Genomic DNA, 23934 nt, shown 5'->3' with positions numbered 1-23934 from the left:
TTGGTTGCCTGAGCTGACGCCTTCGTCGGATCGCCGCCCGGGGCAAGCCCGCTCCCGCAGTGGCCGGCGCGGCCCGCAAACAGCGGGAGCCAGCCTGCTGGCGATGGCGTCAGTCACCGCACCGCATAAGCCCGCACAACCCTCGCGACGGCGCTACGGCTTGCGGGCGATGATCACCTGACTTTTCGCCACGACCGCGTCCAGCGCCTGCTTGATCTGCGCCCCGCGCGGCGAGTCGAGCACAGTTTTCCAGGTGTCGGCCCAGTGGTTGAGCAACGGATGGTCGGCGTTGCTGAACTCCACCTTCGCCTCCCAGAACAGCAGCATCCACATCGACCAGTAAAAGCCGTACTGGCTGTGGCTGATGATCTCAAGGCCGGCATCGCTGACCATGCCCTTGAACTGCTCTTCGCTGATGATCCGGATGTGGTTCGGCTTCTGGAAATACTCCGGCGCGGCGATGTCCTTCTGCAGGTCCTCGGAGCTTGGGTGCGGCACGCTCAGCAGGTACAGCGCCCCCGGCCGGCCGACCCGCACGAGTTCAGCGAGGAACTGCGCCGGGTCGTCGACGTGCTCGATGACTTCGGTGGACACCACGCGGGTGGCGGTGGCGTCGGCGATCGGCAGCGGGTTGCAGTCGGTGACATGGCATTCCACGCCGCGCGCCGGCGTATCGCCCAGGCGCTGGCGGGTGGCCTCGACCTTGGCGCCGTCGATGTCGGCGATGATGATCTTCGCCCCGCGCATCCCGCAGAAATGCACGTTGCCGCCATCGCCGCAGCCGACGTCGAGCAAGGTGTCGTCGGCCGTCACCGGGAAGCCTGTGAACAGCTCGCCGGTCTCCTGGTTGAACCAGCCGCTGAGCATGGCGTCGCGCAGCCCGAGCATGTACGGGTCGACCTTGTCGACGGCCGGGGCGGCGGGCTCGGCGGACGGCGCCGCCGTGAGTTTCTTCAAAAGGCTCAGCATGAGGTGGCTCCTGGGGACGGAACGGCGGTGGGTGGCGTGCCCAGGCGCCGCACCAGGGCGGCGCCGCGGTGGCGCATGGGCATTTCGATGAGGCGGTAATTCAGTTCGCTCAACAGCGCGATCAGGCCGGCGGCGGCCAGCAGCGTGGCGACCGGGTGCCCGCCGAAGTCGGGAAGGCCGGCGGCCTGCAGGCGGAAACTGATTTCGCGCACCAGTTGATAGGCCGGAATGTGGATCAGGTAAATGCCGTAGGAGCGGCTGCCGATCCAGGCCATCAGCCGTTGCGGCCGACCTGCCGGCAGCAGGTAATCGCGGTTGTACGAAGCGATCCAGACCAGCACCGCCCCCAGCACGGCGATCGAACCGATGCGGTAAGGGGCGAAGGTGAAGCGGTCGGTGGCCATGAAGCTCAGCAGCGCCGCGATCGCCGCCAGCGCCGACACGCCGAGCCAGGGCTTGCCCAGGGCCGTCGGCTGCCAGCGCCGCCAGGACGGCTGTGCGCTCCACATCGCCAACAGCACGCCCAGCGCCAGCGCGTCGGTGCGGATCACCATCAGCAGTGGCGTGCGCACGGTGAACAGCTGCACCGCCACCAGCGCCAGCAAGGCCCAGGCCAGATGCTTGCGGCACACCAGGATCAGCAGCGGAAACAGCAGGTAGAACTGTTCCTCCAGCGACAGGCTCCAGTACACGAAACTGCTGCCGTACTCGTAATGGAAGAAGCTGTCGGCGAAGCGGAAGTTGGCGTACTGCAGCACCCCGGCCAGGGTGGCCTGCACGTTGGCGTGCCAGGTGCCGAAGGCGCCGGAACGGTTGAGGAACACGCAGGCCAGCAGCATCAGCGCCAGCCACAGCCAGGCCGAGGGCAGCAACCGGAAGGCCCGGCGCAGCCAGAAGCCGCGGATCTGCGCCCAACGCGCCTGGCGGGTCTCACAGGCGCGCAACGCGGGAATCAGGCCACGGGCGATGACGAACCCGGAGATCACGAAAAACAGGTCGACCCCCCACCACGGCTGCGCCCAGGCGTGGATCTTCTCGAGCAGCGGCACCGTATCGGTGAACAGGCTGCCTTGCAGGTGATGGAACAGCACCCCCAGCACCGCGACGGCGCGCAGCACTTCGATGTCCATGATCCGCTTGCCGCTCATCGCGCGACCTCGGCCGCCGGCGGCTTGCGGGCGATGATCACCTGGCTCTTGGGCATGAAGCCGTCGAGCATCCGCTTGATCGCCAGCCCGTCGGGCTGCGCCAGCAGGTCCTGCCAGGTGCGCGCCCAGCTTTCCATCAGCGGCGGGTACGGCGCCTGGATGCGGTCGCGCACCGCGCCGCCCAGGTCACGCCCGGCGGCCCGTTCGCTGGCCCAGAAGAAGATCATCCCCATCACCCAGAAGAACCCGGTGGCCTGGCGGTGCTCGATCACCAGGCCGGCCTCCTCCACCAGCGCCGCAAAACGCTCCGGGGTGAAAATCTGCACATGGTTGGGCGAGCGGTAGTAGCTGGCCGGGGCGATGCCCTGCTGCAAGTGTTCGCCCACCGGCGCCGGCACGCTGAGCAGGTACTGCGCGCCGGGACGGCCCATGCGCACCAGTTCGGCCATGAACGGCTCGGGATGGTCGATGTGCTCCAGCACTTCCATGCACACCACTTTGCTGGCGCAGCCATCGGCCAGCGGCAACGGCAGGCTGTTGCTGACCAGTCCCAGGTTGGGTTGCTCCGACTGCGCCTGCACCTGCCGGGCAAGGTCGCGCACCTTGTCGTGTTCGCTGTCGGTGAAGATCACCGAGGCGCCCTGGCGCACCGCGAACAGGGTCGCCACGCCTTCGCCGCAGCCGACGTCGAGCACGGTGTCGCCGGGGGTGATCGCGAAGCCCTTGAGCAGTTCGCCGCGGTCGCCGCAAAACCAGCCGTCGAGCATCGCGTCGTGCAGGCCGATGTCCCGCGGCGAAACGCCCGCCGGCACCGGTTCGGGGGCGGCAACGGGCGCAGGTTGCGCGGCGGGCAGCAGGCGTCGCAGCCAGGCCCGGATCATGTGCCGGCCGCTTCCGCCGCCGGGGCGGCACGGCGTTCGGTCACCTGTGCGAGGAACAGCCGCAGCCGTTGCTCGGCCACGGCCTGGCTGCAGAACGCCTGCAGGCTGCTCACCGCTTGCGCCGACATCTGCGCATAGCGCTCGGGATCGTGCTTGGCCACCTCGTAGCTGGCCCGGTAGGCCGCGCACACCGACGCCCAGTTCGTCACGTAGCGCAGGGTGCGGAACGCCTTGCGCGGATCGTGGGGCCAGGACGTCAGTTCATCGGTGGACTCGACCAGAAAGCCGTTGCCGGCGTCCAGATAATCGATCATCGCCGTGGTGCGCGGCGCCACGGCCGGCTTGCCGCACGACATGAACTCCATCAGCGGCAGGCACTGGCCTTCGCCGTAGGACGTGTTCACCACATAGCGGGTCGCCTGCACCAGCCGTTCGTAGTCGGCGTCGGCGAGGTAGCCGTAGATCAGCACGATGCGGCAACGGTACGGCTGGTTCTTGTACAGGTGATGGAGGATGTCGCCGAGCGCCTCCTCGGCATCGTGATGGGTCAGCTTCAGCACCAGCGTTGCGTCCTCGGTGTCGCGGAACGTCACGCAGAAGGCGCTGAGCATGTCTTCCCAGTTCTTGCGCCCGTCGCCGGGATTGAACACCGAGGTGTAGACCACGCCATCGAGCGTCAGCGTCTGCTCGGCGACCGGCGCCGCAAAGTCGATGCCCTTGCCCCGGCGCAGGTGCACAGGCCCGAAGGCATCGAGCGCCAGCCGGCGGCTGTCGGCCACCAGCCCCTTGATCTTCAGCTGCACGGCGCCGGCCAGCGGCTCGCGCGACAACTGCGCGCCGCGCTCGGCAAAACGGTCCCACACCGGCGCCGGCACCGCGACGATCGGGTAACCGGGATCCATCGCCTGGCGCACCGCATCGACCGTATAGCTGGAATGGGTGATCGCCGCGCCGCAGGCCGCCAGCACCGTGCGCCAGTCGTTGCGCGGCTCGCCGGCGAACGGTTCGTTGGGGATGGTGCTGAATTCCCACGCGAACACCGGCAGCGTCGGACAGGCCAGGTGCACCGGCGTGCGGTGCGGCGGCGAGAACGACAGGAACACGCAAGGCTCGCCCCGGCCCAGGCATTCGAGGTACAGCGCATCGACTTCCCGCGCCGGGTCGGTGACTTCGATCACCCGCCCGAGCCGTTCGAGCACCGGCCGGTATTCCTTGAGCACGAAGTAATAGCTGTACTCCGAACGGCCCAGGTTCTGCGCAATCGTGTGTCGGTTGGTTTCCGAATGGATGATGATCAGCATGAGGCGTTATCCGTCACGGGCGCCGCGTCTGCGGCCAGCGGCACCAGGCCGAAGAAGTCCGCCATGCGCCGCTGCACCGGGGCGAACGCGCAGTAGCCGCGCATGCGCTCGACCGCGGCGGCGGACATGCGCCGGTAGTCCTGGGGTTGCGTCGTGGCCATCCGGTAGCTGTTCTCGTAGGCGCTCTTGAGCGAGCCCCAGTCCGGCCGGTGGCGCAGGGTGCGGTAGACGATGCGGGTGTCCTGGGGCCAGATCGTCAGCTCTTCGCTGGACTTGACCACGAACGCCACCGAGTCGTCGATGTAGTCTTCCATCGCCGTGTGGTCCGGGGCGATCACCGGCTTGCCGCTGGCCATGAACTCCATCAGCGGCAGGCACAGCCCTTCGCAGCGCGAGGCGTTCACATAGAAGCTGGCCGCCCGGTACAGCCGGGCGTACTGCGCGTCGTCCAGGTAACCGTGCATCACCAGCACCCGGCAGGCGAACGGCGACAGCTGCGCCAGCAAGGTCATCAGTTCGCCGTAGTAGGACGACAGGTCGTTCTGGGTGATCTTGAGCACCAGGGTCGCGTCAGGCGTTTCACGGAACGCCGCACAGAACGCGGTGACCAGATGGTGCCAATTCTTGCGGCCGTCCCTGGGGTTGAACACGCTGACGTAGACCACGCCTTCGACCTCGGTCTCGACCACCGAGTCCGTGGCCGGCAGATCCTGCGGCGCGGGCCCGGCCACGGCCACCGCCTGCGGGCCGGCAATCGCCGGGAACTGCCGGGCAAGCCATTTGCGCCGCGGTTCCGACAGCAGGTCCTGGATCCCTTCCCAGTACCAATGGTGCAGGTACTTCACCCTCGGCGCCCGCTCCGGGTTCAGCAGCCACAGGCGCAGGTAATGCCGGGCGATGACATAGCGGCGCTTGAGGGTCAGCGGCGGCGGGCGGAGGGCCTCGAGCTCGGCCTCCTGTTCGGGGGTCAGCGGCTTGGGCGCGAGATCATCGGCGCAGAGCCCCAGCGTGCGGCTGTCGAACAGACAGCCCTTGATCGCCAGGGCCGCGCCGGGGTTGACCGCTGCGCCGGCGGGCGGCTCGCGCAGGGCGGCGAAGTTTTCCCACAGCGGCGTCGGCAACACCAGCACCGGGAAGTCCTCGCCCATGGCCCGCCGGATCGCCCGGGCGGTATGGCTGGACAGCGTGATCACGCGGCCGTGGCGGGCGAGCATCCGCGTCCAGTCCTGACCCGGGTCGCCGTCCCATTGCTCGTCGGGAATGGAGTCGAACTCCCAGGCGACGACGCAGATCGTGGGGCATTGAAGGTCGGCGGGGGTTTTCTGCGGCGGGGTGAACGACAGGAACACGCTGTCTTCGCCGGCGGCGAGCAACTGCCGGTGGAGCGGGTCGACCTCGGCGGTGGAGGACACCACGTGCACCCGCCCGAGGCTTTCGAGCACCGGGCGATAGGCCTTGAGCACGAAGTAGTAGCTGTATTCGGGACGTCCCAGGCTCTGGCTGATGGAACTGTCGTTGACGTCCGAGTAGAGAATGAAATTCATGGCATCCCACGATGAAGCCGCCATCCCGGCAGCGTCATGCTGTGACGGCCCGGCGCCGGCCCGGGCGGGCAATGCCTGCGCTCGAACTGCGTCTTCGGGTACGTCTTCGTTCTTGTTTTAATGGTCGGTTCACCCCGTTGCGCAACCGTCCCGGCAACGCCCTGACGATCGCGGCGAAGGGCATTCTAAACACATCCGTCGAGGATTCGCGAACCGCCCGGCGAGAATAAATCCGGCTACGCTGACGAGAACTGACCAGTCACGGTTTGGCCTGTTGAAATTGCCGAGCAATTGGCACAGATTGGCAACCAAACAACTACAACAACGACTTTGCCTGTCGTCCTGCCGGTATTTCCTCCGGTCTGACAGACCTTCCGCATTAGCCTGCAGGAAGCGGCAAAAGTTAAAGACCAAGGGATCGCTGTTTGAAAAAGCGTCTGTTCGTCACGGGTCTCAGCGGATTCGTGGGACACCATATCCAGTCGCACCTGAACCGGACGGATTCGCCGTGGGAACTGCTGCCTGCCGCCTCACCCTACGACCTGACTGAGCCGGACAGCCTCGCCGGCCTCTGGCCGCACTTGCCCGACGCGGTCATCCACCTCGCGGGCCAGACCTTCGTCCCCGAGGCCTTCCGCGATCCGGCCCGTACCCTGGACATCAACCTGACCGGCACCCTGAACCTGCTGCAGGCCCTCAAGGCCCGCGGTTTCCGGGGCACGTTCCTGTACGTCAGCTCCGGCGACGTCTACGGCCAGGTCGCCGAGCCGGAACTGCCGATCACCGAGCGGCAGCCGCCCTGCCCGCGCAACCCTTACGCGGTGAGCAAACTGTCGGCCGAGTTCCTCAGCCTGCAATGGGGCATGAGCGAGGGCTGGCCGGTGCTGGTGGCGCGGCCGTTCAATCACATCGGCACCGGGCAGAAGGACAGCTTCGTGGTGGCCGGCGCCGCACGGCAGATCAACCGTATCAAGCAAGGATTGCAGGCACCGCAACTGGAAGTCGGCGACATCGATGTGACACGGGATTTCCTCGATGTCGGCGACGTCGTTTCGGCCTACTTCGCGCTGCTGGAAAAGGGCGCGCCCGGGCAGGTCTACAACATCTGCTCGGGGCGCGAACAGAGCATCCGCAGCCTGATCGAGCAGTTGGCCGACCTGGCGCAGGTGCAGGTGCAACTGGTTCAGGATCCGGCGCGGCTTCGCCGAGCGGATCAGCGTCGCGTTTGCGGCAGTCACCAAAGGCTCGCCCGGACCACAGGATGGACGCCTGAAATCTCTACACAACAATCCCTGCGGGCGATCCTGTCCGACTGGGAGACGCGAGTACGACAAGAATGACAAAGAGTGCATTGATCACAGGGATCACGGGCCAGGACGGCGCCTATCTGGCCAAACTGCTGCTGGACAAGGGATACAAGGTCCACGGCCTGGTGGCGCGGCGCAGCAGCGATTCGCGCTGGCGCCTGCGCGAGATGGGGATCGAGGCCGACATCGTCTACCTGGACGGCGACATGGCCGATGCCTGCTCGGTGCAGCGCGCCGTCATCAAGTCCGCCCCGGACGAAGTCTATAACCTGGCCGCGCAGAGCTTTGTCGCCGCGTCCTGGGACCAACCGGTGACCACCGGCATCGTCGACGGCCTGGGCGTCACCCACCTGCTGGAGGCGATCCGCCAGTTCAGCCCGCACACCCGCTTCTATCAGGCTTCGACCAGCGAGATGTTCGGCCTGATCCAGGCCGAGCAACAGGACGAGAACACCCCGTTCTACCCGCGCAGCCCCTATGGCGTGGCCAAGCTGTACGGCCACTGGATCACCGTCAACTACCGTGAAAGCTTCGGCCTGCACGCCAGCAGCGGCATCCTGTTCAACCACGAGTCTCCGCTGCGCGGCATCGAGTTCGTCACCCGCAAGGTCACCGACGCCGCCGCCAGGATCAAGCAGGGCAAGCAGCAGGAGCTGCGCCTGGGCAACATCGACGCCAAGCGCGACTGGGGTTTCGCCGGCGATTACGTCGAAGCCATGTGGCTGATGCTGCAGCAGGACAAGCCCGACGATTTCGTGGTCGCCACCGGCGTCACCACCACCGTGCGCGAGATGTGCCGCATCGCCTTCGGCCATGTGGGCCTGGACTACCGCGACTACGTGAAGATCGACCCGGCGTTCTTCCGTCCGGCGGAAGTCGAAGTGCTGCTCGGCAACCCGGCCAAGGCCCAGCGGGTGCTGGGCTGGAAGCCGAAGACCGACCTGGACACCCTGATCCGCATGATGATGGATGCGGACATGAAACGCGTCGCCAAGGAGTAGGCCATGCTGATTCCCGTGATTCTGTCCGGCGGTGCCGGCACCCGTCTGTGGCCGGTGTCCCGCGAGGGCCACCCCAAACCGTTCATGACGCTGCCCGACGGCCAGTCGCTGCTGGGCAAGACCTACCGGCGCGCGGCCGCGCTGCTGGACGGCTGGGGCGACATTGTCACGGTGACCAACCGCGAGTACTACTTCCAGAGCAAAGATCACTATCAGGCCACGCGCCTGTCCCGGCACCGCGGGCACTTCCTGCTGGAGCCGACCGGGCGCAACACCGCCCCGGCCATCGCGGCGGCGGCCCTGTCGCTGCAAGCCCTGCACGGCGACCAGGCGATCATGGTGGTGATGCCCGCCGACCATCTGATCACCGACGAAGCCGCCCTCAAGAGCGCGGTCGAACACGCCGTGAACCTGGCCAAGGACGGATTCCTGGTGACCTTCGGCGTGGTGCCGGACGCCCCGGAAACCGGCTTCGGCTACATCGAGACCGGCGCGCCGCTGGACGACAAGGGCGCGGCCAAGGTGCAGCGCTTCGTGGAGAAACCCGATCTGCAGACCGCCACCCAGTACCTGGAGAGCGGCAATTTCCTGTGGAACTCCGGGATGTTCTGTTTCTCCACCGCCACCCTGATCGCCGAGCTCGAACGCCACGCCCCCGAACTGCTGGCGCAGACCCGCGCCTGCATGGCCGCCAGCGAACCGGTGGAAACCGCCGGCTGCCTGCAACAGGAACTGTCGGCGACGCTGTTCGCCGAGATCACCGACATCTCCATCGACTACGCGCTGATGGAACGCTCGGACAAAGTCGTGGTGGTGCCCGCCGGCTTCGACTGGAGCGACATCGGCTCCTGGGGCGCCGTGGCGGCCCTGGTGCCGGCCGATGCCGACAACAACCGCGCCAGCGGCGAGTCGGTGTTCATCGACAGCCGCAACAACTTCATCCAGAGCGAAGGCCGGCTGGTGGCCGCCGTGGGGGTGGAGAACCTGATCGTCATCGACACCGCCGACGCCGTGCTGGTGGCCCACGCCGACCGCGCCCAGGATGTGCGGCGGGTGGCCAGGCAGCTCAAGGACAAGTCCCACGAAGCCTACCGCCTGCACCGCACGGTCAGCCGTCCGTGGGGCACCTACACCGTGCTCGAGGAAGGCCCGCGCTTCAAGATCAAGCGCATTGTGGTCAAGCCCGGCGGCAAGCTGTCGCTGCAGATGCACCATCACCGCAACGAACACTGGGTGGTGGTCGAAGGCATGGCCAAGGTCACCAACAACGGCAGCGGCACCACGCTGGTGGCCAAGAACGAATCCACGTTCATCGCCGCCGGCCACAAGCACCGCCTGGAAAACCCCGGTGTGATCGACCTGGTGATCATCGAGGTGCAGAGCGGCGAATACCTGGGGGAGGACGACATCGTCCGCTTCGAGGACCAATACGGCAGGACGGTCTGAATGCTGCTTTCCCTGCACCGCTCGCTGCGCAGCTACCGTGGCTTCATCCTCGGCAGCGTGCAGCGGGAGTTCCAGGCGCGCTACCGCAATTCGCTGTTCGGCGCCCTGTGGACGGTCCTCAACCCGCTGTCGATGATCGTCGTGTACACCGTGATCTTTTCCCACATCATGCGCGCCCGCCTGCCCGGCGTGGACGACGGCATGGCCTACAGCGTCTACCTGTGCGCCGGCCTGCTGACCTGGGGGCTGTTCTCGGAAATCACCCTGCGCAGCCAGACCATGTTCCTGGACAACGCCAACCTGCTGAAGAAAATCAGCTTCCCGCGCATCTGCCTGCCGGTGATCGTGCTGCTCAACGCCGGGATCAACTTCGCGATCATCATCGGCCTGTTTCTCGGTTTCCTTTTGGTCAGCGGCCGCTGGCCGGGCCCGGCGCTGCTGGCGCTGGTGCCGCTATTGGCGCTGCAAGTGATGTTCTGCGCCGGCCTGGGGATGATCCTGGGCGTGCTCAACGTGTTCTTCCGCGACGTCGGCCAACTGTTCGCCATCTGCCTGCAGTTCTGGTTCTGGCTGACGCCCATCGTCTATCCCTTGAGCATCCTGCCGGACTGGGTACAGCGCCTGCTGCAGCTCAACCCGCTGACCAACCTGATCGGCAGCTACCAGAACCTGTTCCTCTACGGCCAATGGCCGGTGTGGAGCTCGTTGCTGCCGCTGGCCGTGACCGGTGCGCTGTTCTGCGTGATCGGCCTGCGCCTGTTCCGCCGGCGGGTCGGCGAAATGGTGGATGAACTCTGATGGGGCACATTCGCGTCACCGGCCTGGGCAAGGCCTACAAGCAATACCCCACGCGCTGGAGCCGCCTGGCCGAATGGCTGGTTCCGTTCTCGCCGCCGCGCCACCGCCAGCACTGGGTGCTGCAGGACGTGAACTTCGAGATCGCGCCCGGCGAAGCGGTGGGCATCGTCGGGGTCAACGGCGCGGGCAAGAGCACCCTGCTGAAGATGATCACCGGCACCACCCAGCCGACCTGCGGCCAGATCCGGCTGCAGGGCCGGGTCGCCGCGCTGCTGGAGCTGGGCATGGGCTTCCACCCCGACTTCACCGGCCGGCAGAACGCGGTGATGGCCGGCCAGCTGCTGGGCATGCCGCTCGAAGAGCTCGAAGCCCTGATGCCGGACATCGAACGCTTCGCGGAAATCGGCGAAGCCATCGACCATCCCGTGCGCACCTACTCCAGCGGCATGCAGATGCGCCTGGCGTTCAGCGTCGCCACGGCGCGCCGCCCGGACATCCTGATCGTCGACGAAGCGCTGTCGGTGGGCGATGCCTACTTCCAGCACAAGAGCTTCGACCGCATCCGCAGCTTCCGCAAGGCCGGCACCACCTTGCTGATCGTGTCCCACGACCGCTCCGCGATCCAGTCGATCTGCGACTCGGCCATCCTGCTCGAAGGCGGGCACATGGTCATGCACGACCGGCCCGAAGCCGTGATGGACTACTACAACGCCCTGCTCGCCGAACGCGAAGGCCAGACCGTGCGCCAGGAGCTGCTGGCCGGCGGCCAGGTGCAGACGGTGTCCGGCACCGGCGAGGCCGGCATCCTCGGCGTGCGCCTGCTCGATGAGCGCGCACGCGCCATCGACGCCGCCGAGGTCGGCCAGCCGGTGACGCTGGAGGTGCAGGTGGAGATCCGCCAGGACATCGAACGGCTGGTGCTCGGCTTCCTGATCAAGGACCGTCTCGGCCAGGCCATGTACGGCATCAACACCCACCGCCAGAACCAGGCCCTGGAACACCTGCGGGCGGGTGAACGCATCACCTACCGCTTCGACTTCGTCATGGGCCTGGGCAAGGGCAACTATTCCGTGGCCCTGAGCCTGTCGCGACTGGATTCGCACCTGGACCGCAACTTCGAGTGGCGCGACTACGGCCTGGTGTTCCACGTGATCAACAACCGCCGGGAAGACTTCGTCGGCTGCTCATGGCTCGGGGCGAAGACCACCGTCGTGCGCAACGCCGAAACCGTCGCCGAGCGTGCGCCATGACCCGTCTGCTGGTGGAATGCACCCACGTGTTCAAGCACCCGAAGGTCAACTCGGGGATCCAGCGCGTGGTGCGCAACGTGATCAACCGGCTGCCGCCCGAAGCGGACGGCGTCGAATGCCTGCCGGTGGTGCTGCTCAAGGGCCGGCTGCACCGGGTGACGCGCCTGGCGGCGCTGGACTCGCCGCTGCTCAATGCCGTGGCGACGTTCGGCGAGCGGCTGGAACGCCTCGCCCACCGGTTCTGGCAGTCGCATCAGCGCCTGGACGGCCAGGTCCGCAGCCGACTGGCGCGGCGCCTGCTGTACGTCGGCTACCGCCTGGCGTCGTTCGGCGCCTTCGGCCTGCCGCTGCGCCTGATCGAACGGATCAACCGCCATCACCTGCCCAAGCGCTGCACGCCGCTGCAGCACCGGCCTGGGGATCAGCTGGTGCTGCTCGACTCCTCCTGGCATTCGGACTTCTTCCCCCAGGCCGAACGGCTCAAGCGCGACGGCGTGGGCATCGTGGCGGTGATCTACGATCTGATCCCGCTGACCCATCCGCAGTTCTACGACACCCGGCTGGTCGAGGTCTTCGGCCAGTGGTTCGACTGGATCGCCCGCACCGCCGACGGCTACCTGGCGATCTCCGCCACGGTGCGCGACCAGGTGCACGACGAGTTGCGCCGGCGGATCGGCACGACCCAGGCCGACCGGCGCTGGTTCGATTACTTCCACCTCGGTTCGGAACTGGACCTGCACACCGCCGGGGACGTGGTCGAGCCGCAGCTGGAGCGTCTGTTCGGCGCGGCCGGCCCGGTGTTCCTGATGGTCAGCACCCTGGAGCCGCGCAAGAACCACGGCTACCTGCTGGACGCCTTCGAACTGGCCTGGGCCGCCGGCTCCAGCGCCCGGCTGTGCATCGCCGGCCGCGTCGGCTGGAAGTGCGACGCCCTGCTGGAGCGGATCCGCCGGCACCCCGAGCTGAACCGCCGCCTGTTCATGTTCAACGACCTGAGCGACACCAGCCTCGAATTCGCCTACGCCCGCTCCGCCGCCCTGGTGTTCCCGTCGTTCGTCGAAGGCTTCGGCCTGCCGCTGGTGGAGGCCATGCAGCGCGGCCTGCCGGCGATGGGCAGCGACATCGCGGTGTTCCGCGAAATCGGCGGCGAATTCATGGCCTATTTCGACTTGCAGGCCCCGCAAAGCCTGGCCGGCCAGGTGCTGGCCTTTGAACGCAGCGGCGAGTTTCCGGCGCCCCGGCCGGTGACGGACTGGCGATGGATCGGCTGGCGCGAAGCCAGCGCGCAACTGGCGCAACGCACCGCGCGCAATGTCCTGGAAGCGCCGCAGGCGCAAGCGGGGGCCCATGCGCATTGCCCTTAACGCCCGCATCCTTCAGGCGCCGCGGACCGGCATCGGCCATTACGTCGCCGAACTGGTGAACGCCTTGCGCCGCGACACCGACATCGAGGTCGCCCTGTTCCACGGCTGGGGCTGGAGCCCTGCGGTGCCGGAAGCGGCCATGCCCGGCTACTCGCGCCTGACGCCCCTGCTGCGGCAGATCCCCGGCGCCTATCAGGCGCGGCGCTGGCTGGAGCAGAAACGCTTCGACCGGGGCCGCACGCAAGGCCTCGACCTGTATCACGAACCGAGCCTGTGGCCGCTGGCCTTCGACGGCCCGACCGTGATCACCCTGCACGACCTGACGCACCTGCATTACCCCGACACCCAACCGGCGGCCCGCCTTCGGGAAATCGAGCGGCGGCTGGCGGCCGGCGTGCAGCAGGCGCGGCTGATCCTCACCGATTCCCAGGCCATCGCCGACGAGGCCGCCAGCCATTTCGGCCTGCCGGCGCAACGTTTCGTCGTCGCGCCGCTGGGTGTGGCCGAGCGCTTTGGTCCGCGTGAGCCGCACAGGATCGACGCGGTGCTCAAGGCCCACGCTGTCCTGCCACGGGAATACTTCCTGTGCGTCGGCACCCTGGAGCCGCGCAAGAACCTGAGCCTGGCCCTGCGTGCCCATGCCCTGCTGCCGGAAACCGTGCGCCAGCGCTTTCCGCTGCTGATCGTCGGCATGGCCGGCTGGCAGCGCGAACAGTTCAGCGCGGAACTGCACCAGGCACTGGCCAGCGGTCATGTGTGCCTGCTCGGCTACCTGCCCGACGAGCAGGTGGCGCAGCTGCTGGCCGGCGCCCGCGCGCTGATCTTCCCGTCGCGCTACGAAGGGTTCGGCCTGCCGGTGCTGGAGGCGATGGCCAGCGGTACGCCGGTGGCGCTCACCCGCGCCTCGGCGATGCCGGAAGTGGCGGGGGCGGCGGGCAACTATATCGAGCCTGACGATGCAGACGGTTTGCGTGATGCGATGAACCGGCTGATCGACGATCAGGCGCATTGGCAGGCATGCCGCGAAGCCGGATTGCGGCAGGCCCGGCTTTTTTCCTGGAAGCGTTGCGCGCAGGCCACGGCCGGCGCCTACCGACAGGCCATGGGAGGTTGAATGAGAGTCCTGCATTTCTTCAAGACATACCTGCCCGACTCGGTCGGCGGCATCGAACAGGTGATCTTCCAACTGTGCGAAAGCGGCGCCCGGCACGGCATCGACGGCCAGGTGCTGACCCTCAGCCCCGACCCGGTTCCCGCCGTGGTGCAGCTCGGCCAGCACCAGGTGCACCGCGCCAAGCTCGACATCCAGTTCGCCTCCACCGGGTTTTCCTGGAGCGTGTTCAAGCAGTTCCGCGAGATGGCCGCCGAAGCGGACGTGATCAACTACCACTTCCCGTGGCCGTTCATGGACCTGGTGCATTTCGCCAGTTCGACGGACAAGCCGAGCGTGGTGACCTACCACTCGGACATCATCCGCCAGAAGCATCTGCTCAAGCTCTACCGGCCGCTGATGAACCGCTTCCTCGCCAGCGCCGACCGGATCGTCGCCGCCTCGCCCAACTACCTGCACACCAGCGATGTGCTGCAGCGGTTCCGGGGCAAGACCCGGGTCATCCCCTACGGCCTGAACAAGGCCGGTTATCCACAGGCCGACAGCGAACGCATGAACCGCTGGCGCCGGCAGCTTGGGGATAAGTTCTTCCTGTTCGTCGGCGTGATGCGCTACTACAAGGGCCTGCACATCCTGCTCGATGCCCTGAAGGACGTGGACTATCCGGTGGTGATCGTCGGCGCCGGCCCGCTGGAGCAGGAACTGCACGCCCAGGCCGCCGCGCTGGGGCTGCGCAACCTGCATTTCGTCGGACGCCTGGGCGAAGAGGACAAGGTCGCGCTGCTGCAGCTGAGCTACGCCATCGTGTTCCCGTCGCACCTGCGCTCCGAAGCGTTCGGCATCTCGCTGCTGGAAGGCGCGATGTACGGCAAGCCGATGATCTCCAGCGAGATCGGCACCGGCACCAGCTTCATCAATATCCACAACGAGACCGGGCTGGTGGTGCCGCCGAGCGATCCCCAGGCCTTTCGCGAAGCGATGCGCACCCTGTGGGAAAACCCGGCCCGCGCCGCCGAAATGGGCGCGAAGGCGGAGGCCCGCTACCGGGCGCTGTTCACCGCCGAGGAGATGGGCCGCCAGTGGGCCGCCCTGTATCAGGAACTGCTGGAGGAAAAGGCGCTGTCCTGCGCCTGACCTGCGGCGTCCGTACTGACGCCATCGCCAGCAAGGCTTTCGCGGGCAAGCCCGAAGCGCCGGTCACAGATCCAGCACCAGCGGCTGCCCGCCCTGCGCCGGCACCGCGCAACAGATCAGCACCTGCCCGGCCTCCGGCTCTTCCGCCGGCGGCTGTGGATAATTCACCGCGCCGCTGATCAGCCGCGTCCGGCAGGTGCCGCAGGAACCGCCGCGGCAACTGAACTCGGGACGCAGACCGCGGCTTTCCGCCAGCTCCAGCAGGCTGCCGCCCTCCGGCTGCCAGCGCGCCTCCTTGGCCGAACGCTCGAACACCACCGGCACCGACGTGGTGGCCGCCGGCGGCTGCACGAACGCCACCGCGTCCGGGTCGGCCCGCCGCCGCAACGTCGACGGGCCGAAGGTTTCGGCGTGGATCTGCGCATCGCGCACATCCAGCTCCAGCAGACTGTCGTACACGCCCTGCGTGAAGGCGCCGGGGCCGCAGAGGACGAAATCGACCTGGTCGAAGTCCTCGATCGTCAGCAGGTTGCGCAGCAGGTCACCGTCGATCCGCCCGCGCAGGTCGTAATCCTCGCCTTCTCGCAAGCCGTCCTCGGGCTGGCTGAGCAGGCGCAGCACCCGCACCGCGTCCCCGGTGTCCTCCAGCAGCCGGTCCAGCTCGGCGCGGAACGGCTGATCCGCCAGGCTGCGGGAACTCTGGATGAACCACGTCGGCCGGATCCGCCGCGTGCGCAGGCCCTGGTACACGACCTCGCGCAGCATCGACAGCAACGGCGTGACCCCGACCCCGGCCGCCAGCAGCACCAAGGGCCGCCGCTCCAGCGCCGCCACGGTGAAGTGCCCCTGGGGCGCCCGCGCCTCCAGCACATCGCCGACGCGCACCTGGTCATGCAGGTGCGTCGACACCCGCCCCTCGCGCTTCACGCTGATCCGGAAGAAATCGTCCGACGGCGCCCCGGACAGGCTGTAGGTGCGGATGTGCGTCTCACCGTCGAGGGTGAAGCGCAGCGGCAAATGCTGGCCGGCCTGAAACACCGGCAGGCCGGCGCCGTCCACCGGCTCCAGATAAAACGAGCGGATGTTGCGGCTCTGCGTCTCGATCCGCGCCACCCGCAACGGCCGCCAGCGGTCGCCCAGCGCCTGGGCCTGCAGGCGCGCCTCGGCCTGGGGCCAGTTGCCGGTCAGCAGGCTGGTGGGCGACATGCCCTCGAAGCGCCAGCGCAAGGCCAACGCCGCCGGACGCCGCACCAGTTTTTCCACCTCGAACGTCCAGAGCCGCTCGGCCCCCTGGAACGCCGCGATCTGCGGGTCGTCGAGGATCACTTCGGTGCGCCCGCTGAGCTGCAGCAGGTCGCCTGTGGAAAAGTCGATGAACAGCAGCCCGGCCCGGGGGTTGAGCAACAAGTTGCCGAGGGTGTTGAAATGCAGGTTGCCGGCAAAGTCGGGAATGGTCAGGCGATTGCCCTGCACCCGGACGAAACCGGCCTGGCCGCCGCGGTGCGACACGTCCACCGAACGCTGGCCGTCGACCTCGACGTAACTGGCGACAAAGAACGTGTCGGCCCCTTCGATCAGGGCGCGGGCGTCATCGTCGAGGGCGTCCAGGTGCGTGGCCGGCCGGGTCGCCGGATCCGTCAGCGGCACGCGCTGGAACTGGCGCAACTGAATGTACTGCGGGCAGTTGCCGAAGGATTGCTCCACCGTCACCTCGAAACCGTCGGCCCCAAGGTTGCCGATGCGCCCGTTGAGGCGGTTGCGCCGACGGGTGTGCAATTCGATGCCGAGCAGGCCGATGGCGGCGCCGTCCTGCAACGCCGCCGGGTCATCGGCGGCGGGCAGGCCCAGGAAGTGCAGATGCTCCGGGTCCGGCGAGCGGGCGAACCCCGGCTCGCCCTCCAGCACGCTGGCCCAGGGCCGGCCTTCGCCATCCACCGCGCCGTACAGCATGAACGGCAGTTGCCGGTAGAACTCGCGATGCTGGTCCGGCATCCAGGTGCGGATCACCTTGCGCCCGAACGCCTCCATCCGCTCGGCGACGCCGACGTGGTTCTGCAGTTGCCGTTCGCCGGCGTGCCAGGGTGAACGTTCCATCACAGTGCCTCCCCTACGCCGCCGGCGCAGTGTGGATGGCCCGGCTCGGCCGGGCCGTGGACATCAGGCGGTTTTCTGCAGGCCGGCCACCGTGCGCGGCATGCCGACAAAACCGGGCAACGCTTCGACACGCTGCAGCCAGGCACGGACATTGGCGTAGTCGTCCAACGACACGTTGCCTTCCGGCGCGTGGGCGATGTAGCTGTAGGCGGACACATCGGCGATGGTCGGCTCAGAACCGGCCAGGTACGGCGTCTTGCCCAGCTCCAGGTCCATGACCTTGAGCAGGTTGTGGGCGCGGGTGATGAGCTCGTCGGCATTCAACTGCGCGCCGAACACCGTGACCAGGCGCGCCGCCGCCGGGCCGAAGGCGATGGGACCCGCCGCCACGGACAGCCAGCGCTGCACCCGTGCCGCGCCCACCGGATCGGCCGGCAGCCAACGGCCGTTGCCGTACTTCTGCGCCAGGTACACCAGGATCGCGTTGGAGTCGGCCAGCACCACGCCGCCGTCGTCGATCACCGGCACCTGGCCGAAGCTGTTGAGGGCAAGAAACGGCGCTTGCTTGTGCTCGCCCTTGGCCAGGTCGACCAGGATCAGCTCGACGGGCAATTGCAGCAGCGAGAGCATCAACTCCACGCGGTGTGCGTGGCCGGAACGCGGGAAGTTGTAGAGTTTGATCGCTTGCATGGTCGACTCCGCTGGATAAAAGCGCCGCCCGGAATGGGCGACAACCGTGGCGGCCATCTTCCACCCTTCACCTGATCAGTAGAATCACCAGCAAACGCAATCGATTATTTCACTGAGTGAAATAAAGCCGCATCCTTCAGCGCCGGATGCTCACGCAGCGCCTTCACGGCGTAGTCGACAAAACTGCGCACCCGCGCCGCAGCCTTGCGCCCGCCCTGATACACCACATGGATCGGCAGCGGCGGCAGCTCGAACTCGGCGAGGACGATCTCCAGCTCGCCGGACGCGATCTTGCCCGCCACCTGATAAGACAGCACCCGCGTCAGCCCGAGCCCCAGGCAGGCGGCGGCGATCGCGGCCTGGTTGGCGGTCACCACCAGCCGTGGCTCCGGGCGCACGCTGACCGGTTCGCCGTGCTCGATGAACGGCCAGTTGCGCAACTGGCCGATGGCCGAGGTGGCCACCACCGGCGCGCCGGCCAGATCCTGCGGGCAGACGGGCCGTCCATGCCGCGCGAAATACGACGGCGAACCGCAGATCACCCGCCGCACCTCGCCGACCCGGATCGCGTGCTGGTTACTGTCCGGCAACTCCCCGATGCGCACCGCCACGTCGACGCCCTCCTCGACCATGCTCACCACACGGTCCACCAGCAAGGCATTGATCGACACCTCGGGATACTGCGCCAGGTAACCGGCCATGACCGGCGTGACGAACAGCTCGCCGAACAGCACCGGCGCGGTCACCGTCAATTGCCCGCGGGGCCGGGCATGGCTGCCGGCGGCGGAATCCTCGGCCTCCTGCACCTCGGCCAGGATCCGCCGGCAATCCTCCAGATACCGCTGCCCCGCCTCGCTGACGTGAACGCTGCGGGTGGTGCGCACCAGCAACTGCGTACCGATCCGCTGCTCCAGCGCCGCCACCGCCCGGGTGACGCTGGCCGCCGACAACCCCAACCGCCGCGCCGCCGCCGAGAAGCCTTGCTCCTGGGCGACGGCGGTGAAGACCTGCATTTCCTGGAAGCGGTCCATCGGAATCCTCGAGTCGAAAAAAATCGCAGCCGAAGCTGCGATTCTTGAGGGTACGTCAGCTGTGGATAAGTTATTCCACCGTCACCGACTTCGCCAAGTTGCGCGGCTGATCCACGTCGGTGCCCTTGAGCACGGCGACGTAGTACGACAGCAGTTGCAGCGGGATGGTGTAGAGGATCGGCGACAGGATGTCGTTGATGTGCGGCATCTGCACCACGTGGGTGCCTTCGCCGTTGGACATCCCGGCCTTTTCGTCGGCGAACACGATCAGTTCGCCGCCGCGGGCGCGGACTTCCTGCAGGTTGGACTTGAGCTTCTCCAGCAGTTCGTTGTTCGGCGCGACGGTGACCACCGGCATGTCATTGTCCACCAGCGCCAGCGGGCCGTGCTTCAGCTCGCCGGCCGGGTAGGCCTCGGCGTGGATGTAGGAGATTTCCTTGAGCTTCAGGGCCCCTTCCATCGCCACCGGGAACTGCGCGCCACGGCCCAGGAACAGGGTGTGGTTCTTCTCGGCGAACAGTTCGGAGACCTTCTCCACGGTGCTGTCCATGGCCAGCGCCTCGCCGAGGCGGGTCGGCAGGCGGCGCAGTTCTTCCACCAGCGTGGCTTCGACGCCGGCGCCCAGGGTGCCGCGCACCTGGCCCAGGGACAGGGTGAGCAGCAGCAGGCCAACCAACTGTGTGGTGAAGGCCTTGGTCGAGGCCACGCCGATTTCGCGGCCGGCCTGGGTCAGCAGGGTCAGGTCGGACTCGCGCACCAGCGAGCTGATGCCGACGTTGCAGATCGCCAGGCTGGCGAGGAAGCCCAGTTCCTTGGCGTTGCGCAGCGCCGCCAGGGTGTCGGCGGTTTCGCCGGACTGGGAAATGGTGACGAACAAGGTGTCCGGCTGCACCACCACCTTGCGGTAGCGGAACTCGCTGGCGACTTCGACCTGGCACGGAATGCCGGCCAGTTCTTCGAGCCAGTAACGGGCGACCATGCCGGCGTGGTAGCTGGTGCCGCACGCGACGATCTGTACGTTGCGCACCTTCGCGAACAGTTCAGCCGCCTGCGGGCCGAAGGCTTGAACGAGGACTTGATCCTGGCTCAGGCGGCCTTCCAGGGTGCGTTGCACCACCGTTGGCTGCTCGTGGATTTCCTTGAGCATGTAGTGGCGGAACTCGCCCTTGTCGGCGGCTTCGGCGCCGTCGCTGTACTGCACGGTCTGGCGCTCGACGGCCTGGCCGTTGACGTCCCAGATCTGCACGCTGTCGCGGCGGATGTCGGCGATGTCGCCCTCTTCCAGGTACATGAAGCGGTCGGTGACCTGACGCAGGGCCAGTTGGTCGGAGGCGAGGAAGTTCTCGCCCAGGCCCAGGCCGATCACCAGCGGGCTGCCGCTGCGGGCGGCGACCACGCGATCGGGCTGCTGCGCACTGATCACCGCCAGGCCGTAGGCGCCGTGCAGCTCCTTGACGGTGGCCTTGAGGGCGACGGTCAGGTCCTTCAGTTCCTTGAGCTTGTGGTTGAGCAGGTGGGCGATGACTTCGGTGTCGGTGTCCGACGAGAAGGCATACCCGAGCGCCTTCAGTTGCTCGCGCAGGGCTTCGTGGTTCTCGATGATGCCGTTGTGCACCACGGCGATGTCGCCGGAGAAGTGCGGGTGGGCGTTACGCTCGCTCGGCGCGCCGTGGGTCGCCCAGCGGGTGTGGGCGATGCCGAGGCGGCCGACCAGCGGATGCTCGGCCAGCGCCGCATCCAGTTCGCTGACCTTGCCCACGCGGCGGGTGCGCTCCAGCGTGTTGGCGTTGGTGTACACCGCCACGCCGGCGCTGTCGTAGCCCCGGTATTCGAGGCGCTTGAGGCCTTCGAGCAGGATGGCGGTGATGCTGCGTTCAGCTACGGCGCCGACAATTCCACACATGCTTATTTCTCCTGGCTGACAGTCGCGCAAATCAAATTGATGCCGCGGGCCTGTATCTGATCCCGTGCCTCGTGGGGCAGGCGATCATCGGTGATGAGGGTATGGACGCTGCTCCAGGGCAGCTCCAGGTTGGGAATCTTGCGGCCGATCTTGTCGGCCTCGACCATCACAATCACCTCCCGCGCCACTTCGGCCATCACCCGGCTCAGGCCGAGCAGCTCGTTGAACGTCGTGGTGCCGCGCACCAGGTCGATGCCGTCGGCGCCGATGAACAACTGGTCGAAGTCGTATGAGCGTAGTACCTGCTCGGCGACCTGGCCCTGAAAGGACTCCGAATGCGGATCCCAGGTGCCCCCGGTCATCAGCAGCACGGGCTCGTGCTCGAGCTCGCTCAAGGCATTGGCGACGTGAAGGGAGTTGGTCATGACCACCAGGCCCGGCTGATGGCCGAGCTCCGGGATCATGGCGGCGGTGGTGCTGCCGCTGTCGATGATGATGCGGGCGTGTTCGCGGATGCGCTTGACCGCTGCGCGGGCGATGGCCTGCTTGTATTTCGAGACGTTCTGGCTGGTGTCCGCCACCAGTTCCTGCGGCATGGTGATCGCGCCGCCGTAACGGCGCAGCAGCAGGCCATGGCTTTCCAGCGCGGCCAGATCCTTGCGAATCGTAACTTCGGAGGTTTCGAAGCGTTTCGCCAGTTCATCCACACTCACTTCGCCCTGCTCGCTGAGCAAGGCCAGGATGTTATGGCGGCGTTGGGGCGTGTTGCGTTTCGACATGGCCGATTAAGTTTCGATTCGAAAGATAAGTGGCGCAATCAAAACCTATCAGCGAGAAATGGTCAAGCCTGCCGCAGGATTTTCTTCTGTGGAAAAGCTTCGCGGGCAAGCCCGCTCCCACCATGATTCTCACGGAACCTGTGGGAGCGGGATTGCCCGCGAAAGGGTTAGGTCGACCTGTGCATAACTGTCGGCCCGCCCGCTGATGTGGATAACTCAGCCCTTCTTGATCTTCTCCGGGCGCTTCCAGCCATCGATGTTGCGCTGTTTTGCGCGGCCGACCGCCAATTGGGCCTTATCCACATTCTGGGTGATGGTCGATCCGGCCGCCGTGGTCGCACCGGCAGAGATATCCACAGGCGCCACCAGCGAGTTGTTGGAGCCGATGAACACGTCCTCGCCCAGCACGGTCTTCCACTTGTTGGCGCCGTCGTAGTTGCAGGTGATGGTGCCGGCGCCGATGTTGGTGCGGGCGCCGATCTGTGCATCGCCCAGGTAGGTCAGGTGCCCGGCCTTGGCGCCCTCGCCCATGTGGGCGTTCTTCAGTTCGACGAAGTTACCCACATGGGCCCGGGCCTCCAGCACGGTGCCCGGACGCAGGCGGGCGAACGGGCCGGCATCGCTGGCTTCGCCCAGCACCGCCCCTTCGAGGTGGCTGTTGGCCTTGACCACCGCGCCCTTGCGCAGGGTGCTGTCCTTGATCACGCAGTTCGGGCCGATCACCACGTCATCCTCGATGACCACCTTGCCTTCGAGAATGACGTTGATGTCGATCAGCACGTCCCGACCGACGGTCACTTCACCACGCACATCGAAACGGGCCGGGTCGCGCAGCGTCACGCCCTGGGCCATCAGCCGGCGGCCGGCGCGCAACTGATAGTGGCGCTCCAGTTCGGACAGCTGCTTGCGGTCGTTGGCGCCCTGCACTTCCATCGCGTCGTCGGGCTGCTCGGTGGCCACCACCAGACCGTCGCTGACCGCCATGGCGATCACATCGGTCAGGTAGTACTCACCCTGGGCGTTGTTGTTGGAGAGCCGGCCCATCCAGTCGCCCATGCGCCGGAACGGCAGGGCCAGAATGCCGGTGTTGCCTTCGGTGATGGCCCGCTGGGCCTCGTTGGCGTCCTTCTGCTCGACGATGGCCGTGACCTTGCCGTCGGCGTCGCGCACGATGCGGCCGTAACCGGTCGGGTCGTCGAGTTCGACGGTCAGCAGCCCCAACTGTTCGGGGCCTGCCTGCTTCAGCAGGCGGCGCAGGGTGTCGACTTCGATCAGCGGCACGTCGCCATAGAGGATCAGCACGGTATCGGCCTGGATGAACGGCACCGCTTGGGCCACCGCGTGGCCGGTGCCCAGTTGCTTGTCCTGCAGCACGAAATTCAGGTCATCGGCCGCCAGGCGCTCACGCACCGCATCGGCACCGTGCCCGATCACCACATGAATACGCTGTGGCTCCAGCTGGCGGGCGCTGTGGATAACATGGCCGAGCATGGAGTTGCCGGCGATCGGATGCAGCACCTTCGGCAGCGCCGAACGCATGCGGGTGCCTTGGCCGGCCGCGAGGATTACGATTTCAAGAGACATGACTGGCTACCAATCCTGGGTGGTCAGCGACTGCGACCGGGTTGTGAAAATCGGAAATAAAAAAGGGTAGCCGAGGCTACCCTTTTTTATCAATCGCACAACAAGCGGGCGGTGGATTAACCGCCGAACTTCTTGCGGATCTGCTGGACGGTACGCAGCTGAGCTGCGGCCTCGGCCAGACGTGCGGACGCAGCGCCGTAATCGAAATCAGCGCCTTTGTCGTGCAGAGCCCGCTCGGCGGCCTTGACGGCTTCCTGAGCAGAGGCTTCATCCAGGTCGGCAGCACGTTGCACGGTGTCGGCGAGAACCTTGACCATGTTCGGCTGAACCTCGAGGAAACCGCCGGAGATGTAGAACACCTCGGCATCCCCGCCTTGCTTGATCAGGCGGATCGGACCCGGCTTGAGATTGGTGATCAGCGGCGCGTGACCCAGGGCGATACCCAGATCACCCAGTGCACCGTGCGCAATCACCATCTCGACCAGGCCGGAAAAGATTTCCCCTTCCGCACTGACGATGTCGCAATGGACTGTCATAGCCATCTGATTGCCTCAACCTAAATTAGCGCCCGTTGCCGGGCGCCGTGATTACAGTTTCTT

General features: G+C 66.8%; 20 protein-coding genes. 8 read left to right on the top strand and 12 right to left on the bottom strand.

Annotation, left to right across the window (positions count from 1 at the left end):
* Positions 1-153: 153 nt before the first annotated feature.
* The 5 genes from ACIP0B_RS06680 to ACIP0B_RS06660 are packed head-to-tail and all read right to left on the bottom strand — an operon-like array spanning position 154 to position 5843.
* Positions 154-969 carry a class I SAM-dependent methyltransferase gene (locus ACIP0B_RS06680; protein WP_400830666.1) on the bottom strand — a complete coding sequence of 272 codons (816 nt, stop codon included), beginning with the start codon at positions 967-969 and terminating at the stop codon, positions 154-156.
* Positions 963-2117, bottom strand: coding sequence for an acyltransferase family protein (locus ACIP0B_RS06675; protein ID WP_400830665.1), 1155 nt, complete (start codon positions 2115-2117; stop codon positions 963-965). The genes ACIP0B_RS06680 and ACIP0B_RS06675 overlap by 7 nt, the downstream gene beginning before the upstream one ends.
* On the bottom strand, positions 2114-2998 hold the full coding sequence (locus tag ACIP0B_RS06670; protein WP_400830664.1) for a class I SAM-dependent methyltransferase: 885 nt from the start codon (positions 2996-2998) through the stop codon (positions 2114-2116). The genes ACIP0B_RS06675 and ACIP0B_RS06670 overlap by 4 nt, the downstream gene beginning before the upstream one ends.
* The gene (locus ACIP0B_RS06665; protein WP_400830662.1) at positions 2995-4299 is read right to left on the bottom strand and encodes a glycosyltransferase; all 1305 of its coding nucleotides are present in this window, start codon (positions 4297-4299) and stop codon (positions 2995-2997) included. The genes ACIP0B_RS06670 and ACIP0B_RS06665 overlap by 4 nt, the downstream gene beginning before the upstream one ends.
* Entirely contained in the window at positions 4293-5843 is a 1551-nt protein-coding gene (locus tag ACIP0B_RS06660; RefSeq protein WP_400830661.1) for a glycosyltransferase, read from the bottom strand. Before ACIP0B_RS06660 ends, ACIP0B_RS06665 begins: the two co-directional genes overlap by 7 nt.
* Before the next feature lie 425 nt (positions 5844-6268).
* On the opposite strand from ACIP0B_RS06660, the gene ACIP0B_RS06655 reads away from it, so the two are divergent.
* Genes ACIP0B_RS06655 through ACIP0B_RS06620 form a run of 8 tightly spaced genes read left to right on the top strand, consistent with a single transcriptional unit; the run spans position 6269 to position 15254 of the window.
* Positions 6269-7183 carry a GDP-mannose 4,6-dehydratase gene (locus ACIP0B_RS06655; protein WP_400830659.1) on the top strand — a complete coding sequence of 305 codons (915 nt, stop codon included), beginning with the start codon at positions 6269-6271 and terminating at the stop codon, positions 7181-7183.
* Complete coding sequence (gmd, locus tag ACIP0B_RS06650; RefSeq protein WP_400830658.1) at positions 7180-8151, top strand: GDP-mannose 4,6-dehydratase; 972 nt, start codon at positions 7180-7182, stop codon at positions 8149-8151. Before ACIP0B_RS06655 ends, gmd begins: the two co-directional genes overlap by 4 nt.
* A 3-nt stretch (positions 8152-8154) precedes the next feature.
* Positions 8155-9597, top strand: a complete 1443-nt coding sequence (locus ACIP0B_RS06645; protein ID WP_400830656.1) for a mannose-1-phosphate guanylyltransferase/mannose-6-phosphate isomerase — start codon at positions 8155-8157, stop codon at positions 9595-9597.
* Entirely contained in the window at positions 9598-10395 is a 798-nt protein-coding gene (locus ACIP0B_RS06640) for an ABC transporter permease (protein WP_400830655.1), read from the top strand. It begins immediately after the preceding gene.
* Positions 10395-11645 (top strand): ABC transporter ATP-binding protein, encoded by a 1251-nt coding sequence (locus tag ACIP0B_RS06635; protein WP_400830653.1) that lies wholly within the window; start codon positions 10395-10397, stop codon positions 11643-11645. Before ACIP0B_RS06640 ends, ACIP0B_RS06635 begins: the two co-directional genes overlap by 1 nt.
* On the top strand, positions 11642-13009 hold the full coding sequence (locus tag ACIP0B_RS06630) for a glycosyltransferase family 4 protein (protein WP_400830651.1): 1368 nt from the start codon (positions 11642-11644) through the stop codon (positions 13007-13009). The genes ACIP0B_RS06635 and ACIP0B_RS06630 overlap by 4 nt, the downstream gene beginning before the upstream one ends.
* Positions 12993-14123: a glycosyltransferase family 4 protein gene (locus tag ACIP0B_RS06625; RefSeq protein WP_400830649.1), complete on the top strand. Its 1131-nt coding sequence runs from the start codon at positions 12993-12995 to the stop codon at positions 14121-14123. The genes ACIP0B_RS06630 and ACIP0B_RS06625 overlap by 17 nt, the downstream gene beginning before the upstream one ends.
* Positions 14124-15254 (top strand): glycosyltransferase family 4 protein, encoded by a 1131-nt coding sequence (locus ACIP0B_RS06620; RefSeq protein WP_400830648.1) that lies wholly within the window; start codon positions 14124-14126, stop codon positions 15252-15254. It begins immediately after the preceding gene.
* Between the two features lie 63 nt (positions 15255-15317).
* Here ACIP0B_RS06620 and ACIP0B_RS06615 read toward each other — a convergent pair whose 3' ends face one another.
* The 7 genes from ACIP0B_RS06615 to ACIP0B_RS06585 form a co-directional block, all read right to left on the bottom strand.
* Positions 15318-17348, bottom strand: a complete 2031-nt coding sequence (locus ACIP0B_RS06615) for a pyridoxamine 5'-phosphate oxidase family protein (RefSeq protein WP_400830647.1) — start codon at positions 17346-17348, stop codon at positions 15318-15320.
* A gap of 63 nt (positions 17349-17411) precedes the next feature.
* Positions 17412-18038, bottom strand: a complete 627-nt coding sequence (locus tag ACIP0B_RS06610; RefSeq protein WP_400830645.1) for a glutathione S-transferase family protein — start codon at positions 18036-18038, stop codon at positions 17412-17414.
* A gap of 104 nt (positions 18039-18142) precedes the next feature.
* The gene (locus ACIP0B_RS06605; RefSeq protein WP_400830643.1) at positions 18143-19069 is read right to left on the bottom strand and encodes a LysR family transcriptional regulator; all 927 of its coding nucleotides are present in this window, start codon (positions 19067-19069) and stop codon (positions 18143-18145) included.
* Between the two features lie 70 nt (positions 19070-19139).
* The gene (gene glmS / locus ACIP0B_RS06600) at positions 19140-20972 is read right to left on the bottom strand and encodes a glutamine--fructose-6-phosphate transaminase (isomerizing) (protein WP_400830642.1); all 1833 of its coding nucleotides are present in this window, start codon (positions 20970-20972) and stop codon (positions 19140-19142) included.
* Positions 20973-20974: 2 nt separating this feature from the next.
* A complete protein-coding gene (locus ACIP0B_RS06595) occupies positions 20975-21751 on the bottom strand; it encodes a DeoR/GlpR family DNA-binding transcription regulator (protein ID WP_400830640.1) in 777 nt (258 codons plus the stop codon).
* A 216-nt stretch (positions 21752-21967) separates the two neighbouring features.
* Positions 21968-23335 carry a bifunctional UDP-N-acetylglucosamine diphosphorylase/glucosamine-1-phosphate N-acetyltransferase GlmU gene (glmU, locus tag ACIP0B_RS06590; protein WP_400830639.1) on the bottom strand — a complete coding sequence of 456 codons (1368 nt, stop codon included), beginning with the start codon at positions 23333-23335 and terminating at the stop codon, positions 21968-21970.
* Between the two features lie 116 nt (positions 23336-23451).
* Entirely contained in the window at positions 23452-23877 is a 426-nt protein-coding gene (locus ACIP0B_RS06585; RefSeq protein ID WP_085579247.1) for a F0F1 ATP synthase subunit epsilon, read from the bottom strand.
* Between the last annotated feature and the right edge of the window lie 57 nt (positions 23878-23934).

The sequence above is a fragment of the Pseudomonas sp. NPDC089534 genome, from assembly GCF_044749305.1.
Lineage (GTDB): Bacteria > Pseudomonadota > Gammaproteobacteria > Pseudomonadales > Pseudomonadaceae > Aquipseudomonas > Aquipseudomonas ekonensis.
The sequence above is the reverse complement of the archived record's forward strand: the minus strand, read 5'-3'. Positions and strand labels throughout refer to the sequence as shown.

Excerpts from the sequence above, each read along its gene's own strand:
- ACIP0B_RS06680 (WP_400830666.1), bottom strand. The coding sequence starts at position 969 with ATGCTGAGCCTTTTGAAGAAACTCACGGCGGCGCCGTCCGCCGAGCCC.
- ACIP0B_RS06675 (WP_400830665.1), bottom strand. The coding sequence starts at position 2,117 with ATGAGCGGCAAGCGGATCATGGACATCGAAGTGCTGCGCGCCGTCGCG.
- ACIP0B_RS06670 (WP_400830664.1), bottom strand. The coding sequence starts at position 2,998 with ATGATCCGGGCCTGGCTGCGACGCCTGCTGCCCGCCGCGCAACCTGCG.
- ACIP0B_RS06665 (WP_400830662.1), bottom strand. The coding sequence starts at position 4,299 with ATGCTGATCATCATCCATTCGGAAACCAACCGACACACGATTGCGCAG.
- ACIP0B_RS06660 (WP_400830661.1), bottom strand. The coding sequence starts at position 5,843 with ATGAATTTCATTCTCTACTCGGACGTCAACGACAGTTCCATCAGCCAG.
- gmd (WP_400830658.1), top strand. The coding sequence starts at position 7,180 with ATGACAAAGAGTGCATTGATCACAGGGATCACGGGCCAGGACGGCGCC.
- ACIP0B_RS06645 (WP_400830656.1), top strand. The coding sequence starts at position 8,155 with ATGCTGATTCCCGTGATTCTGTCCGGCGGTGCCGGCACCCGTCTGTGG.
- ACIP0B_RS06640 (WP_400830655.1), top strand. The coding sequence starts at position 9,598 with ATGCTGCTTTCCCTGCACCGCTCGCTGCGCAGCTACCGTGGCTTCATC.
- ACIP0B_RS06635 (WP_400830653.1), top strand. The coding sequence starts at position 10,395 with ATGGGGCACATTCGCGTCACCGGCCTGGGCAAGGCCTACAAGCAATAC.
- ACIP0B_RS06630 (WP_400830651.1), top strand. The coding sequence starts at position 11,642 with ATGACCCGTCTGCTGGTGGAATGCACCCACGTGTTCAAGCACCCGAAG.
- ACIP0B_RS06625 (WP_400830649.1), top strand. The coding sequence starts at position 12,993 with ATGCGCATTGCCCTTAACGCCCGCATCCTTCAGGCGCCGCGGACCGGC.
- ACIP0B_RS06620 (WP_400830648.1), top strand. The coding sequence starts at position 14,124 with ATGAGAGTCCTGCATTTCTTCAAGACATACCTGCCCGACTCGGTCGGC.
- ACIP0B_RS06615 (WP_400830647.1), bottom strand. The coding sequence starts at position 17,348 with ATGGAACGTTCACCCTGGCACGCCGGCGAACGGCAACTGCAGAACCAC.
- ACIP0B_RS06610 (WP_400830645.1), bottom strand. The coding sequence starts at position 18,038 with ATGCAAGCGATCAAACTCTACAACTTCCCGCGTTCCGGCCACGCACAC.
- ACIP0B_RS06605 (WP_400830643.1), bottom strand. The coding sequence starts at position 19,069 with ATGGACCGCTTCCAGGAAATGCAGGTCTTCACCGCCGTCGCCCAGGAG.
- glmS (WP_400830642.1), bottom strand. The coding sequence starts at position 20,972 with ATGTGTGGAATTGTCGGCGCCGTAGCTGAACGCAGCATCACCGCCATC.
- ACIP0B_RS06595 (WP_400830640.1), bottom strand. The coding sequence starts at position 21,751 with ATGTCGAAACGCAACACGCCCCAACGCCGCCATAACATCCTGGCCTTG.
- glmU (WP_400830639.1), bottom strand. The coding sequence starts at position 23,335 with ATGTCTCTTGAAATCGTAATCCTCGCGGCCGGCCAAGGCACCCGCATG.
- ACIP0B_RS06585 (WP_085579247.1), bottom strand. The coding sequence starts at position 23,877 with ATGGCTATGACAGTCCATTGCGACATCGTCAGTGCGGAAGGGGAAATC.